This is a genomic window from Leeia oryzae DSM 17879, from assembly GCF_000376945.1.
Lineage (GTDB): Bacteria > Pseudomonadota > Gammaproteobacteria > Burkholderiales > Leeiaceae > Leeia > Leeia oryzae.
Genome location: NZ_AQXU01000024.1, coordinates 328,862 through 344,016, shown reverse-complemented (window position 1 = coordinate 344,016; position 15,155 = coordinate 328,862). Strand labels below are relative to the sequence as shown.

Genomic DNA, 15,155 nt, shown 5'->3' with positions numbered 1-15,155 from the left:
ATCAACCACTTACCATCTATTTAACCATCACGCGCGTTTTCCGTAAATATCTGGCGGCTGGCCACGCATGACAGCATATGACACACCTTAACCGTTTTCCTGCTGGCTGGCTACCATCCACGCCGCCGTCTGGCAGCCGCATGCACCGGCAAGGCAGACCAGGGAACAGACGCATGCGCAGATAACCGTCGCAATTCTTGCAAGATACGCATGCCGGAAAACAACGCCCACCCCATCAGCACCAGTCCGGCAATACCGAGCACTTTTCCGGTGCCATACCAGTCCAATGTCTGCAAGCCACTGGCGAACAGCACCAGCAACAGGCCAAGTGACAGCCTGCCAAGCAGCCTGGCTGACAATTCTTTTTGCAGAAGTGCCAGTATTGGGTCATCCTTGGAGACACAGGGTTGATTTACAGCGTGATGTTCTTCCATTACATTCATGGCATATGAATAATTGACTATTTGACTGATACCCAGCCGGATCTTTAAAGAAACATACAGATGAATCAGCCAACTCACAATACGTTTTTGCAGGCAAACCAGCAAGTGAACGGTATTCTGGCCATACTCGGGCAGCATTTGCTGGGCAAGCCGGAGGTCATCCGCCTGTCGCTGGCCGGTTTGCTGGCCCGCGGCCACCTGCTGCTGGAAGACGTGCCCGGGGTGGGCAAAACCACGCTGGCCCATGCACTGGCCACCACGCTGGGGCTGCATTACCAGCGCGTCCAGTTTACCAGCGACTTGCTACCGGCTGACCTGATCGGGGTGTCCGTCTACCTACGTGACACGGGCAGGTTCGAGTTCCACCGCGGGCCTTTGTTCAGCCAGGTCTTGCTGGCTGACGAAATCAACCGGGCCAGCCCCAAAACCCAGAGTGCGTTGCTGGAAGCCATGGCAGAGCGACAAGTTACCCACGATGGCGAAACGCATACCCTGCCAGACCCTTTCTTTGTCATCGCCACCCAGAACCCGCAAAGCCAGATTGGTACCCACGCGCTGCCAGAATCACAGCTGGACCGTTTCATGATGCGGCTCTCCATTGGCTATCCGGATGCTCAGGCAGAAAAAGCCCTCTACCTTGGCGGTGCCAACACTAAGGCGACCACCGCTCATTTATCGGCTACCGATGTCTTTGCCTTACAGCAACTGGTTGATGATGTGCAAGTGTCTGAAGCCCTGGCGGCGTATGTACTGGCCTTGGTTGCCGCCACACGAGAGCCTCGCCGGTTCTTGCACGGATTATCGCCGCGCGGCGGGCTGGCCCTGATTCAGGCTGGCAAGGCCTGGGCATTTCTGGAAGGCCGGCATTTTGTGATTCCGGAAGACATCCAGAAAATCTTTACCGCGGTGGCCGGCCACCGGCTGATGCCGGGGAGTGATCTGGATACCTGCGCGCCCGTGATGCTGCAATTACTGCAAGAAGTAGCCATTCCTTGAACGACGTCGCCGCAAGACTCCCGCAGCAACTCACCCGCTGGCTTCAGCGCAAGCGGTTACCGGTTGATGGCTGGGTGAAACTGGATCGCAAGCATCTGTACATCTTGCCAACCTGGCAAGGCGTTGTGTTTGGTACCTTGCTGCTGACCATGTTGCTGGCCTCGCTCAATTTCAACCTGAGCCTGGGTCTGATGCTGACCTTTGCCCTGATCGGCGTAGCCCTGGCCAGTATGTGGATGGCTTACCGGAACCTGCAGGATGTACGGATTGCCGTGGCCCAGCCGCAAGCCATCTTTGCCGGTGAAACCGGTGTGTTCCCCTACCGGTTGACGCACGATGACGGACAGATGCGCATTGGCGTACAACTGCGCCATGCCCGGCTGGTCAGTCAGGAAACCGATCTGCCGCCGCACCAGGAAACGCTGATCAGCCTGTGCCAGCCCCAACTGCCGCGCGGTGTCCATACGGCAGGCCGGCTGAGCATCTCGGCAGAATTTCCCTTCCGGTTGCTGCATGTCTGGTCGTATGCAGACCTGATGCAAGAAGTCATCGTCTATCCGGCTCCCGAGCAACACCCTCCGCCACTGCCGACCGCAGCAACGGCCGGTGCCGAAAGCCAGCAAACCCAGCCGGATGACGAAACGCCGGACCAGATTCGCAACTATCGGCCGGGCGACCCGCTGCGCAGCATTGCCTGGAAGCACAGCGCCAAGCAGGATGACCTGCTGACCCGCTACGGGGATATCTATCAACCTGCCAGCAGCCTGATCCGCTGGCAAGATACGCCTGCCAATATGGAGACCGAAGCCAGACTCTCCCGATTGGCGGCCTGGCTGTTGATGGCAGAAGCCTCAGGCCACGCCTTTGCCCTGTCGTTGCCGCACACAGAAACGTCAACCGCCCAAGGGCCGGCACATTTGGCCCACTGCCTGGCCTTGCTGGCCAGATGGCAGGGGTAGCCCCATGCGTACCTCACCCCAGTTAGGGAAACATGCGTATGGCCTGCTGGGCCTGCAGCTGGTACTGGCCTGCCTGCCGCATGTCTTGAATCTGCCCTGGCCATTGCTGCTGGTCGCCGGTGTGCTGATCGGCACGGGTTTCTGGCGCTGGAAGCAAGCCTATAACGCCTTGCCGGTGGCCCAGACCCGACTGGTGATCCTGGTAGTGGTGCTCGCCACCATTCTGCTTGCCTGGCTGGGCAGCTTCCCGCTGGAAGATGTGGCGGTCGCCATTCTGATCATCGTTACATGCCTGAAGTGGCTGGAAAGCCGGCAATTACGGGATGCCATGCTGGCCAGTCAGCTAAACTTCTTTGTGTTGCTGACCCAGTTTCTGTATGACCAGCCTTTCTGGTTGGGGGTATATGTCACACTGTGTGCCGTATTCACCCTGCGTAACTGGCTGATCCTGGCGCACCCGGGTGCTGGGCGTATGCTGCCGGGACGATACATCGGCCGTTTGCTGCTATATGGCCTGCCGATGGTTGTTGCCCTGTTTGTGCTGTTTCCCCGGCTGGAGCACCCGATCTGGCAGATCAGCACCGCCGCGCAAACCGCCCAGTCCGGCGTCAGCGACACCCTTAGCCCAGGTAGCCTGAGCGAAGTCGTGCAATCCGCCGCCATTGCATTCCGTGCCGAATTCTCCGGCCCGCGCCCGCCACAGTCTTCCCTGTATTGGCGCGGACTGACCCTGTGGGACTTTGACGGACAAAGCTGGCGGCAAAACGCCTTCCGCCGGCAGTATCAGCGCCCCCCTATCGAGAGCAGCGGCCAACGGACCGACTACACCATCACCCTGGAGCAGGGAAACCATCGCTGGCTGTACTTGCTGCAAACTGGCCTGAATGTGCAATTGCGGGAACGCGGCTGGTTCAGTGTGGATGATGAATTCCTGCTGTTTGCACCACCGGATGGTCGCATACGCTATCAGGCGACGTCTGGCCCAAGGCCCATGGAACGTCTCGACAACCTGACTCGCCAGCTCGCTCTGGCATTACCCTATGGCAACCCCAGAGCAACGGCCCTGGGTGCGCAATGGGCCGCCCGCTATGCCGCACCCGAAGCCCGCATTCAAGCGGCCTTGCAGATGTTTGCCGGCAAGCCGTTTGCCTACACCCTGCGCCCCGGCAAGCTGGGAGATGACCCGGTCGATGAATTCCTGTTCCAGTCCCAAAAAGGGTTTTGCGAACACTATGCCAGCAGCTTTGTGTTCCTGATGCGGGCAGCCGGCGTGCCTGCGCGGGTGGTGGTGGGGTATCTGGGTGGCGAATACAACACGGTGGGCAACTACTATATTATCCGCCAGGCTGACGCCCATGCCTGGGCCGAGGTCTGGCTAGACGGTAAGGGCTGGACACGGGTTGACCCGACAGCAGCCGTCGCGCCGGAACGGGTCGAACGGGGTATCGAGCAGGTATTGCCCGCAGACAGTGGCCTGGCCATTCAGAATACCCGCAGCGCGGGCTGGCTGCGGGAGTTTGGCTGGATAGCCGACAATCTGGTCAATCAGTGGAACCGCTGGGTGCTCAGCTATGACCGGCAGCGCCAGAAGCAATTGCTGGAGCAACTGGGACTGGATGGGGATACCAAGACCATGGTCAGGGTCATGGTGTCGGTCTTGTCCGGCATCATTCTGGCCGGCATGACACTATTGCTGTGGCCCAGAAAGCGCCATCTCTCCCCGGAACAACGTTTATATGAACAGTATTGCAATACGCTGGCCCGCAAAGGGCTGACACGCGCCCGGCACGAAGGGCCGGCAGATCTGGCTGCACGGGCCGGCGCAGCCTTACCCGAGCATCAAGCGCAGATCGCACGGATCACCCAGCTTTACCTGCGGCTACGATATCAAACCACCGTGGCGGATCGTCAGGCAGACTTGCAGCAGTTTGAGGCCGCCGTTCGCAGTTTCAGGCCCTGACCAAACCACCGCCGAAAAAAAGCCCCTTCATCCGGGGAATCGATGAAGGGGCCTAGAGACCAACCACACATGGCGTTACCCGTTAGCGTAACGCCCAACACACATCAGACTACAGCTGAATGGATTTGATTTCGAAGAATTCGTGAATCCCGAAATCGCCCCATTCGCGGCCATTGCCGGATTGTTTGTAGCCACCCAATGGCGCATCGTAGTTAAAATCGCCACCGTTGACATAACACTGGCCAGCACGGATGCGACGGGCAATTTTCAGGCCCTCTTCCTTGTTGGCCGCCCAAACGCCGGATGACAGGCCGTATTTGCTGTCGTTAGCGATTTCGATGGCTTCTTCCAGCGTATCGTAAGGAATCATGGCAATCACCGGCCCGAAGATTTCTTCCTGGGCGATGGTCATCTTGTTGTTCACATCACGGAAGATGGTCGGCTTGACGTAAGCACCTTTCTCACAGCCTTCTGGGCGCTCCAGACCGCCGGTGACCAGTTTGGCACCTTCGTCCAGACCAATCTGGATGTATTTCAAGACGGTTTCACGCTGTGCCATGGAGCTCAACGGGCCGATATCGGTCTCTTCGCTGTCGGTTGGGCCAACCGGCATTTCGTCCACAAACTTTTTGGCCAGCACAGTCGCTTCTTCATAGCGGCTGCGTGGTACCAGCATACGGGTCTGGCAAACGCAGGTCTGGCCAGAGTTGATCAGCACGTCACGCACACCGCCACGCACGGCGTCAGCCAATGGCGCGTCTTCGGTAATGATCAATGGTGATTTGCCACCCAGTTCCAGGCAAACACGCTTGATGGTGTCTGCAGCCAGGCGCTGAATGCGTGCGCCGGTATTGGTAGAACCGGTGAAAGACACCATATCGACATCAGGATGGGTCACCAGGGCATCGCCCAGTTCACCACCCTTGCCGGTGATCAGGTTGAATACGCCGGCTGGCAAGCCGATTTCCTTGACGCACTCGGCAAAGATAATGTCTTGCAGCGGGGTAATGGAAGCAGGCTTCAGCACCATGGTACAACCGGCGGCCAGCGCAGGTGCAACCTTGCCGATCAGTTGGTACAGCGGGTAGTTCCATGGGGTAATGAAGGCACACACACCTACTGGCTCACGTACCACCAGCGAGTTGTTCACTTCTTTCACCACGTCCATCTCTTTGGTGCGATCAGCAAACTTGGCAAAAGCAGACACGCAGTTCACCTGAATGATGCGCGCCCATTTGATCGGGCAGCCCATGCTCTGGGACATGGCCACGGCCAGTTCTTCCTTGCGGGCTTCCAGGGCTTTCTGCAGCTTGCGGATGTATTCTGCACGCTCATCCGACGTAGTCTGGGACCAGGTCGTAAACGCGGCCTTGGCAGCGGCAACCGCGCGATTCAGGTCATCCTGATCGGCATTGATCACTTCGGCAAAAGCTTCTTCCGTCGCCGGATTCACCAGCGTGGTAAAACCCTTGCCATGGGCTTCAACCCAGTCACCATTGATAAACAGTTTTTCATAGCGCTTCATAAATCTTCTCCAGGATGTACGTGTAGCACCTATACACTACCGCTACCGATAACACGCATCATAAGCATTGCGCTCATTGCAACCAAGCCCTATTATGGCAATTATTTATTAGCAAAAGTGCAATAATGATTACCTTGCAAGCCGTGCAGCTTTTTGTACATGTGGCCGAGCACAGTACCTTTGCCTCTGCCGCTACCCGTTTTGGCGTTACCCCCTCTACGGTGACCCGCCAGATCCAGCAACTGGAGGTCGCGTTGGGAGCCCGCTTGCTGCAGCGATCCACCCGCAATGTCTCCCTCACGGAAGCTGGCCGGCACTACTTGCCGCACGCACAAGCGCTGCTGGAAGCACACGAAAGCGGCAGCGCGGTCCTCAACCAGCTGACACAACGGCCAAGCGGCACCCTGCGGTTGACGGCTCCGCTGGTACTCACCACCTTGTACATTGTGCCGGCGATTCCGTCTTTCCTGAAAAAGTACCCCACAGTCAAAATCGACCTGCAGTTATCAGACGATTATCTCAACCTGATCGACGTCGGTTTCGATGTCGCCATCCGGCAAGGGAATACGCATGACTCCAGCGTGGTGGCCAGAACCCTGTTCCGTTTCGATCGCAGCTTATGCGCCAGCCCCGCCTATCTGGCGTCGCATGGCATTCCGACCACGCCGGAAGACCTGAAAAATCACGACTGCATCCCGTACAACCGCACCAACCGCGATATGGTGTGGCAGTTCCAGAAAAACGGTAAGCGCGAAAAAGTCGTCCCGACCGGTCACTTGCAAAGCAACTGCATCAGCAGCCTGAAGCAACTGACGCTGGCCGGTCTGGGTATTTGCCGCTTGCCCAACAAACTCATTCAGAACGAACTCTCCACCGGCTCGCTGATCCGCGTGTTGCCCGACTGGCAAAGCGTGGTGGATGACCAGCTGGATACCCTGTACGCTGTTTATCCGCAGCGCCGGCTGCTTTCCCCGAAAGTCGCCGCTTTTCTGGAGCACGTGCAGCAATACCTGCGGGATAACAACCTGGTCGTGCCGCCACCGCCGCCCAGCCAGTGAGCGTAGCCATTGCCCATCAAGGGTAAACAGCGCCGTTAACGTCTAGCATACGCCGTTTTTTACCCTTTAAAAACAGCTGGCTATCTGCTCTGCCATCCACCCTGCTTGCAGGATGGCGATACGGCCGGCCAGCGTGTTACTTCGTATATCTGCAACACACAATTTCAGTTTTCAACTTGAGTTTTCTGCGCCAAACCCCAAAGATACGGACAATAAGCGGCGCCATTGCCATTTTGTTATATACCCGCAAGAGAGTCTCTGTGAAACCCGTTGCCATTGTTCAGCAAGTTCATCACGACACACCGGATTTCTTTGCCGATTTCCTGACCGAAAAACAGATTCCCTGGACCTTGTTCAGGATGGACCAGCATGATCCGCTACCAGACAATCTGGATGCGTTCAGTGGCTACTGCATGCTGGGCGGACCCATGAGTGTCAATGATGACGATACCCTGCCCTGGCTCAAACAGGAAATGGCACTGGTGCAAGAAGCCATTCGCAAAGACATTCCTGTCATCGGACATTGTCTGGGTGGGCAGCTGATTTCAAAGGCTTTGGGCGGCAAGGTAGGCCCCGTACCGATGCCGGAAATCGGCTGGAGCCAGATCCATATGCCGGATGTTGCCGATGCCAAGCGCTGGCTGGGCGGAGAATCGACCGTACCGCTGTTCCAGTGGCACGGCGAAGGGTTTTCCCTGCCGGAAGGCGCACGCCTGATTGCAAAAAGTCCGTACTGGGCGCATCAAGCCTTTGTGATTGGTCAAAAACACCTCGCAATGCAGTTCCATTGCGAGGTAAATGCGGCTAAAGTACGTCACTGGGCTGTAGAAGAACAGAGCGAAATCAACGCCGTACAGCACCACGAGAGTGTCCAGTCATCCGACAGTATTCTGGCCTCTCTGGAAAAAAGCATACCGGAGAGTAACCGTATTGCCCGCCACATCTACAGCGAGTGGATTCAAGGGTTAAACAGATAGTTACCGCCAGCATGGTCACCTGCCTGCCGCGGCTTTACTCAGGAAAAGAAAAATGGCATTTCTGACCACCGACTTATGTGATGCGCACAGCGAGCATCTGCAGATTGCAGCCCCCATCTTCAAATCTTATGGTGGCGAGCCGCGCTTTTACGGCCGGATCGTGACCCTCAAACTGTTTGAAGACAATTCACTGGTCAGAACAGCACTGTCAGAACCCGGCGAAGGCAAGGTACTGGTGGTGGATGGCGGCGCCTCCATGCGTTGCGCGCTGGTCGGTGACCAGATTGCGGCCCTGGCCGTGGATAACCACTGGGCTGGGATTATTGTCAATGGCTGCATCCGCGACAGCGTTGCCATCAATGCACTGCCCATCGGCGTGCGCGCTTTGAATACCCACCCGCTCAAGAGCGTCAAACGCGGGGTGGGCGAAAAGAACCTGACCGTGTATTTTGCAGACGTACATTTTCACCCGAACGATTATGTCTATGTCGATGAAGATGGCATCATCCTGTCGGCATCAGCCCTCTGGTAACCCCCCGCACAAAGCGCAATCACTATCGATGACGGCGACGGCGACGGATTAAAACCCGATCGCCGTTTTCAATTGTGTCCGCAAAACATCCCCCAGGGATGTCACCTTGCCGACAAATGCCTGCTGTCCGTCATCCAGCGATTTGTTGTTCCAGTCCATGTCACTCCAGTACGCCAGCTCTTTGGGCTTGTCCGACGCCGCATCCATATTGAGGCCGTAATGGATACTCATCGCATTCATGTATTTCGACATGAAGGTACCGTGCACGATAAAGATCAGCGGTAGCGGTACCCCCAGTTGCTGGTAGCCAGCCGCTTCCTTCTTGGCAAAGCGGCTGGCATCCGCCTCATCGGCACGCAAGGTATCGATGTAAGTGGCAGAGCAATCCTGCTTGTCTTCCCAGTTATTGCGTATGTCCTGCTTAAAAACGCTGCTGTACTTCAAGGGTTTGCACAAGGCACTTTTATCGTACCAGCCGCTCCCCTTGGCCGGGGTAATCTGGCCGGCAAACGATAAACGCTCACTCACCGTGGTGTGCTCAGGGTTCCACTGGATCAGGCTGACCGAAGCATAGGCACCGCTATCGTACAAAGTGCCACCGCCCTGAATCGTGGTATTGGTCGTTTCAGCATCCCCAGCCACCACCACCCATTTGCCGGGCGGCAGCGGCAAGGTCTTTTCACCGAACCAGAGCTGGTCAGATACTTCGACACCGGTTTGCAAGCGCTGGTTGAATTCATCCACCAATTGCTTGGGGGTCTGGAAAGAACCACAAAAGGCAGGCATCGTCATGACACAAGCCATGATCAAAAAAGCGCGTTTGGATGATTTCATCGATTGCATACAATTTCCTGCCTATTATGTTTTTCCGTCCATCATGGCCTGCCAGCTGGCGGCATGGTATGGTGCACATGCATTTTCAGGCCATCAGCATATATCAAAAACAAGCGCCACGCATCCATACAGCATATTTTATGCGCAAACAGCATGAATAAAATTCGCCTGGTTTGCTGTCGGTACAGGCAGCACAGCCCGAAGAACTCAGGTAAAATAGTCGCATATACTTAGAACTGTTTGTTCCTGCCCATTTTAAAGACAACCATCATGCTACCTCATCAAATTGATACGTTGATTTCCGCCAGCTGGATTATTACGGTGGACCATAACAATACCGTCCTGACAGACCATGCCATCGCCGTCAGCCAGGGACGTATCGTGGCCATTCTGCCAACCGCTGAAGCTGAAAAAGCCTTTGAAGCCAGTCATCGTATCCGTTTGCCGGGTCAGGCATTGATCCCCGGCCTGATCAACCTGCACACGCACTCTGCCATGAACCTGCTGCGCGGGTTTGCAGATGACCTGCCGCTGATGACCTGGCTGAACGACCATATCTGGCCGGCCGAGAAAAAGCATGTGGGTGAGCAGTTTGTCTATGACGGTTCCTTGCTGGCTGCCGCAGAATCCATCAAGAGCGGTGTCACTTGCCTGAACGACATGTATTTCTTCCCGTCACCAACGGCACAAGCCATGATTGACGCGCAAATCCGCGCGGCCATCAGCGTGAACGTCATCGAGTTCCCGACCCAGTACGCGGTGGATGCGGATGATTACCTGAAAAAAGGTCTGGAAGCCCATAGCCGTTTTGGCGACCACCCGTTGCTGCAATTCACCATGGCGCCACACGCGCCGTACACCATTTCTGACCACACGTTCGAGCGCATGGTCATGCTGGCAGATCAGCTGGACATGCAGATTCACTGCCACATCCACGAAACCCGTGCCGAAATCGAAGGTAGCATCAAGGAACATGGTGTTCGTCCGCTGGAACGACTGGCCCGCCTGGGCTTGTTAAGCCCGCGCCTGATTGCCGTCCACATGGTGCACCTGCTGGAAGACGAAATGGCCCAGCTGGCCGAGCATGGCGTGCACATTGCACACAACCCGTCTTCCAACATGAAACTGGCTTCCGGCATTTGCCCGGTACCGGCCCTGCATGACTTCAATATCAACGTCGGTATCGGTACCGATGGTGCAGCGTCTAACAACCGTATCGACATGTTTACCGAGATGCGCACCGCCGCCCTGCTGGCCAAAGTCGGCGTTGAGAATCCGGAAGTGGTCCCTGCCACCAAGGCACTGGAAATGGCGACCATCTGCGGCGCACGCGCACTGGGCAAAGAACACGACCTGGGCTCGCTGGAAATCGGCAAACTGGCCGACATCACCGCCGTAGACCTGTCTGATCTGGCCTGCCAGCCCTGCTTTGACCCGACCTCGCAACTGGTCTATGTCGCTGGCCGTGAGCATGTGACCAACGTATGGGTGAACGGTAGCCATGTTCTGAACAATCGCGAATTGACCACCGTGGACGAGGCCGAACTGAAAGCCAAGGCCAAGGCATGGCAACACAAACTGAGCGCCTGAGCAGCCGCAACGCCAAGGAAGACACATGACAGCAACCCCGACTGACAACCTGCGCGAAGTGAACGTCGACCCGACCGAGATCGACAAATTCAGCCAGCTGGCCCACAAATGGTGGGACAAGAACAGCGAGTTCAAACCGCTACACGACATCAACCCGCTGCGCATCCACTTCATCGAGCGCATTGCCGGCATCAACGGCCAGACCATGCTGGATGTTGGCTGTGGCGGCGGCATTCTCAGTGAAGGCCTGGCCGAAAAAGGGGCCGTGGTCACCGGCATTGATCTGGCCGAGAAATCGCTGAAAGTCGCCCGCCTGCATCTGCTGGAAAGCGGTAACAAGGTAACTTACCAGTGCGTGCCGGCCGAGCAGTTTGCGGAAGAAAATCCGGGCGCATTCGATAGCGTGGTTTGCATGGAAATGCTGGAGCACGTGCCAGACCCGGCCAGCATCGTGGCCAGTTGTGCCAAACTGGTCAAACCGGGTGGATACGTGTTCTTCTCGACACTGAACCGTAACCCCAAAGCCTATGTGATGGCGGTGTTGGGCGCAGAATACCTGCTGGGCATGCTGCCCAAAGGGACGCACGAATATAGCCGATTCATGAAACCGTCCGAGCTTGGACGCATGGTACGTGCTGCCGGCCTGACGCTGGTTGAAATGACTGGGCTGACATACAATCCGGTGAACCAGAGCTATGCACTCTCTGACGATACCGCCGTAAATTACATGATGGCTTGCCGCAAGGACTGACCCGGATGACCTACAAACGCCCCGCAGCCATTTTATTTGATCTGGACGGCACACTGGCCGATACCGCCATTGATCTGGGTGGCGCACTGAACTGCCTGTTAAAAGAAGAAGGGCAAGCCAGCGTACCGTATACCCGTATCCGCCCGGTGGCCTCTCATGGTGCCCGCGGCTTGATCCAGCTCGGCTTTGGTATCGACAAGAATCATCATCAGTTCGAGAGTTACCGGCTGCGATTCCTGAACCACTATGAGCATCTGTTCTGCGACCGCACTGTGCTGTTTGACGGCGTAGACCAACTGCTGAACCAGCTCACTGCCAAAGGCATCAAGTGGGGGATTGTCACCAACAAGCCGATGCGTTTTACCGACCGGCTGGTGCCAAAGCTTGGCTTCACGACCGAACCCGGTACCGTCGTCAGCGGCGATACCGTTGGTGTTGCCAAACCGGACCCGAAACCGATGTACCATGCGGCAGCTGAACTGGGCGTGAACCCGGAAGACTGCTGGTACGTGGGGGATGCAGAGCGCGATATCGAAGCCGGACGTGCAGCTGGCATGACCACGGTGCTGGCCAATTATGGCTACATCTCTGAAGACGATACGCCCGATACCTGGGGAGCAGTCTTCACCATCGATACTCCCGACCAGTTGATCGAACTGATTCCGGACGCCTGATCCGATGAAAATGCTGGGTCTCATCGGCGGTATGAGCTGGGAATCTACCCTGCCCTATTACCGCTATATCAACGAGACCATCCGCCAACAGCTGGGCGGGCTTCACTCTGCCCGCTTGCTGCTGGCCAGCCTTGATTTTGCCGAGATTGCCGAGCTGCAAAAAAACGGCCAGTGGGACGAGGCCGGCCAGAGACTGGCCAATGCCGCCCGGCAACTGGCGCAGGCAGGTGCAGAAGGTTTGGTACTCTGTACCAACACCATGCACAAAGTAGCCGATGCCATCAGCAACGCCGTAGATATTCCGCTATTGCATATTGTCGACCCCACAGGCGAATACATCCTGCAGCAAGGGTATGGCAAAGTCGGGCTGCTAGGCACCCGCTTTACCATGGAACAACCTTTTTATACCGATCGCCTGCTGTCACACTACGAGATCGAGTGCGTGGTGCCGGATGCACAAGCGCGTGACGACCTGCACCGGATCATCTTTAGCGAACTCTGCCAGGGCATGATCAGCGATACCTCACGTCAGCGCTGCAAACGCATCCTGCAGCAACTGGCGCATCAGGGAGCTGAAGGTATCATTCTGGGCTGTACCGAGTTATCGTTACTGATTCACCCGGAAGACAGCCCGCTCCCCCTGTTTGATACCACCCGCCTGCACGCAGAAGCCGCCGCCCGCTGGTCGCTGGCCTGAGTCAAAGATTTATCCCGCACCCATTGCCTGATCGCTATGAATTTGCCATAGTAAGCATGTGGCAAAACCATGCGACAACCACCTTTTATATTTGATCCGGAGATGAATATGGCAGGCAAATTTGAACTAAAACCCACCAAAAACGATGGCTTCATGTTCAACCTGAAGGCAGGCAATGGCCAGATCATCCTGACCAGTGAAATCTACAACACCAAGGCAGCTGCCTTGAATGGTATCGAATCCGTCAAAAAGAATGCAGCAGAAGACGGCCGTTTTGAACGCCGCGAATCCAAAAATGGCGAACCTTACTTTGTACTGAAAGCCGGTAACGGCCAGGAAATCGGCCGCAGCGAAATGTATTCTTCTGCCAGTGCCATGGAAAACGGCATTGAGTCCGTGCAAAAGAACGCACCAGACGCGGACGTGGTTGAAGCAGAAGCCTGAGCAAGCCACCGTTTATCCACGCTCAAAGCCCTGTCGTCCGGCAGGGCTTTGTCTTTGGGGGTGTCTGGTGGCAACCGTACCTTTCCGTGGTATACTTGAATTGCTTTATCTGGGGGCGACCTGGTTTCGACGTGGGTTGCAAAGCAGACGAGGGCATGCCGGGATTTCAGTCATCCCGTAAAACACTGAACAAATTTAGTCGCAAACGACGAAACTTACGCCCTAGCAGCTTAATAACCTGCCGGCCGTTGCTCTGATTCTCTGATGGGTCAGGCGGGGTAACCCGCAGCAACGTCATTTACATCAGATCGTGTCTGTCCGGGTGACTTGAACAGATACTAAATCCAAGGTCACTCGCTGTGTCCAAGCCTGTCGGTTGGCGTGTCCACAGTTAAATACAAATTAATTCGACTACGCATGTAGAACTTGCTGTAGAGGGCTTGCGGACGCGGGTTCAATTCCCGCCGCCTCCACCATATTCACTTCCAACGAAGTCTAAAGAAAGCCAGTAAACCTAGCAAAATCAGGGTTTCTGGCTTTTTTTACGTCCCAAACATTCCTATACATTTCTTTGATCAGCAGGGGTACTTGGGGGTAATTCCTGATCTCTCCAGACGAGATACCCACAAATGCCTTTAATCGACACCACAGCGAATGCAGCAAATCAGCTGGCAAGGCATTCACACTTAGCGGATGAAAAGGCATGTTTGCGACCGGATAGTCATAAGGTAGAATCAATAAAAATGCAATAAGGGTATGCCATGAGAAAATTATTGATTCTTTTAGCCACGCTATTGATCGCAAATGGAGTGTTCGCCTTAGATACAACGTCAACTATCATCGGAAAAGACGGCAACTTTTCCATTAAGTACGACCTTAAGGAATGGGTTAACTTTAAAAGAGATAGTAAGAATGAATTAGACAAGCAAGTGTTCGCCGCCCTACGGTTAACAGGTGGAGCTGACCATATCGAAAACGTGCTTATGGGCTGCAAGGAAAACTCTAGTAAGTTTGATGAAGATAATTGCGTGTTTGCAATGCTTTCCGCTACAAACGGGGTGTCATTTGATAATCTTTATGCTGTCGTATCAATGAAAGCAGGTAATGTAAGCAGATCAAAACATAATGGGTTTGACTCGCTTACTACTGTTCAAGTTATCCCCGGTGGATTTTTTAAGCCTGAGAAAGCAATAAAATCGCTTATTATTGGTTCAAATAATGGAGTGGCGATTCTTGATGTTACTGGAACGCGGGCGGTCCTCGAGCTTCTTTCAAGCAAAGTGGAATCTCTTTTCTCGAATTTTAACTACATCGAAGCGCCTGCATCAGAGTCCATCCAGGACAATGGTGCACGTAAAACTGTAACTGACAACAATGATCAGGCAACTAAAGATACAAAAGCTATTTTAAATACAGAAAAAGTGCAATACGGCACCTCGGTGAGTTATGTTGACTCAAGTACCGTTAGAAAAGGTCGTGGGTTAGTCTCTGGGATTGTTGTTTCAGAGATTGCCGGATCAAATCATTATCCACGTAAGGTGACACTGTATTTTGCCGACTGTAAGTCAGGAATGATTGGAACGAGTAACGACGCTTCTGCATTTGTAACCGCCGCTGGGAAATATAAGAAAATTCTGGATACCCTATGCGACATTGGTAAGAATGCGCCGATGCTTTGAATTAGCCGCGAATAGAAAAACCCGCCGTGGCGGGTC

Annotated in this window: 16 protein-coding genes and 1 other RNA gene; 14 read left to right on the top strand and 3 right to left on the bottom strand. The window is 55.2% G+C overall.

Annotated features, from left to right (window positions below; genetic code table 11):
• Positions 1-110 precede the first annotated feature (110 nt).
• Positions 111-434: a hypothetical protein gene (locus F552_RS0113210; protein WP_018152233.1), complete on the bottom strand. Its 324-nt coding sequence runs from the start codon at positions 432-434 to the stop codon at positions 111-113.
• A 69-nt stretch (positions 435-503) separates the two neighbouring features.
• Between F552_RS0113210 and F552_RS0113205 the strand changes: the two genes are divergently transcribed.
• The 3 genes from F552_RS0113205 to F552_RS0113195 are packed head-to-tail and all read left to right on the top strand — an operon-like array spanning position 504 to position 4,358.
• A complete protein-coding gene (locus F552_RS0113205; RefSeq protein ID WP_018152232.1) occupies positions 504-1,439 on the top strand; it encodes an AAA family ATPase in 936 nt (311 codons plus the stop codon).
• Entirely contained in the window at positions 1,436-2,398 is a 963-nt protein-coding gene (locus F552_RS0113200) for a DUF58 domain-containing protein (RefSeq protein ID WP_018152231.1), read from the top strand. The genes F552_RS0113205 and F552_RS0113200 overlap by 4 nt, the downstream gene beginning before the upstream one ends.
• Positions 2,399-2,402: 4 nt before the next feature.
• Positions 2,403-4,358 (top strand): transglutaminase TgpA family protein, encoded by a 1,956-nt coding sequence (locus F552_RS0113195; protein WP_018152230.1) that lies wholly within the window; start codon positions 2,403-2,405, stop codon positions 4,356-4,358.
• Between the two features lie 109 nt (positions 4,359-4,467).
• Here F552_RS0113195 and F552_RS0113190 read toward each other — a convergent pair whose 3' ends face one another.
• The gene (locus tag F552_RS0113190; protein ID WP_018152229.1) at positions 4,468-5,883 is read right to left on the bottom strand and encodes an aldehyde dehydrogenase family protein; all 1,416 of its coding nucleotides are present in this window, start codon (positions 5,881-5,883) and stop codon (positions 4,468-4,470) included.
• Positions 5,884-6,008: 125 nt separating this feature from the next.
• On the opposite strand from F552_RS0113190, the gene F552_RS19380 reads away from it, so the two are divergent.
• The 3 genes from F552_RS19380 (at position 6,009) to rraA (ending at position 8,450) form a co-directional block, all read left to right on the top strand.
• Positions 6,009-6,941 carry a LysR family transcriptional regulator gene (locus tag F552_RS19380; RefSeq protein ID WP_018152228.1) on the top strand — a complete coding sequence of 311 codons (933 nt, stop codon included), beginning with the start codon at positions 6,009-6,011 and terminating at the stop codon, positions 6,939-6,941.
• 260 nt (positions 6,942-7,201) lie between these two features.
• Positions 7,202-7,918: a type 1 glutamine amidotransferase gene (locus tag F552_RS0113180; protein WP_018152227.1), complete on the top strand. Its 717-nt coding sequence runs from the start codon at positions 7,202-7,204 to the stop codon at positions 7,916-7,918.
• A 52-nt stretch (positions 7,919-7,970) separates the two neighbouring features.
• Complete coding sequence (gene rraA / locus F552_RS0113175) at positions 7,971-8,450, top strand: ribonuclease E activity regulator RraA (RefSeq protein WP_018152226.1); 480 nt, start codon at positions 7,971-7,973, stop codon at positions 8,448-8,450.
• A gap of 48 nt (positions 8,451-8,498) precedes the next feature.
• On the opposite strand, the gene F552_RS0113170 is transcribed toward rraA, so the two are convergent.
• Complete coding sequence (locus tag F552_RS0113170; protein WP_018152225.1) at positions 8,499-9,242, bottom strand: hypothetical protein; 744 nt, start codon at positions 9,240-9,242, stop codon at positions 8,499-8,501.
• Here F552_RS0113170 and F552_RS0113165 point away from each other — a divergent pair.
• From F552_RS0113165 to F552_RS0113135, 8 genes are all read left to right on the top strand, one after another.
• Positions 9,241-9,441: a hypothetical protein gene (locus F552_RS0113165; RefSeq protein ID WP_018152224.1), complete on the top strand. Its 201-nt coding sequence runs from the start codon at positions 9,241-9,243 to the stop codon at positions 9,439-9,441. The genes F552_RS0113170 and F552_RS0113165 overlap by 2 nt on opposite strands.
• Positions 9,442-9,554: 113 nt before the next feature.
• Positions 9,555-10,874 (top strand): TRZ/ATZ family hydrolase, encoded by a 1,320-nt coding sequence (locus F552_RS0113160; RefSeq protein ID WP_018152223.1) that lies wholly within the window; start codon positions 9,555-9,557, stop codon positions 10,872-10,874.
• 25 nt (positions 10,875-10,899) lie between these two features.
• Positions 10,900-11,625: a bifunctional 2-polyprenyl-6-hydroxyphenol methylase/3-demethylubiquinol 3-O-methyltransferase UbiG gene (gene ubiG, locus F552_RS0113155; protein WP_018152222.1), complete on the top strand. Its 726-nt coding sequence runs from the start codon at positions 10,900-10,902 to the stop codon at positions 11,623-11,625.
• 5 nt (positions 11,626-11,630) lie between these two features.
• Positions 11,631-12,299 (top strand): HAD family hydrolase, encoded by a 669-nt coding sequence (locus F552_RS0113150; protein WP_018152221.1) that lies wholly within the window; start codon positions 11,631-11,633, stop codon positions 12,297-12,299.
• 4 nt (positions 12,300-12,303) lie between these two features.
• Positions 12,304-12,996, top strand: coding sequence for an aspartate/glutamate racemase family protein (locus tag F552_RS0113145; protein ID WP_018152220.1), 693 nt, complete (start codon positions 12,304-12,306; stop codon positions 12,994-12,996).
• Positions 12,997-13,104: 108 nt separating this feature from the next.
• Positions 13,105-13,440, top strand: a complete 336-nt coding sequence (locus F552_RS0113140) for a YegP family protein (protein ID WP_018152219.1) — start codon at positions 13,105-13,107, stop codon at positions 13,438-13,440.
• Between the two features lie 111 nt (positions 13,441-13,551).
• Positions 13,552-13,916: a transfer-messenger RNA gene (gene ssrA / locus F552_RS20390) on the top strand.
• Positions 13,917-14,201: 285 nt separating this feature from the next.
• Positions 14,202-15,119 (top strand): hypothetical protein, encoded by a 918-nt coding sequence (locus tag F552_RS0113135; protein WP_018152218.1) that lies wholly within the window; start codon positions 14,202-14,204, stop codon positions 15,117-15,119.
• Positions 15,120-15,155 lie beyond the last annotated feature (36 nt).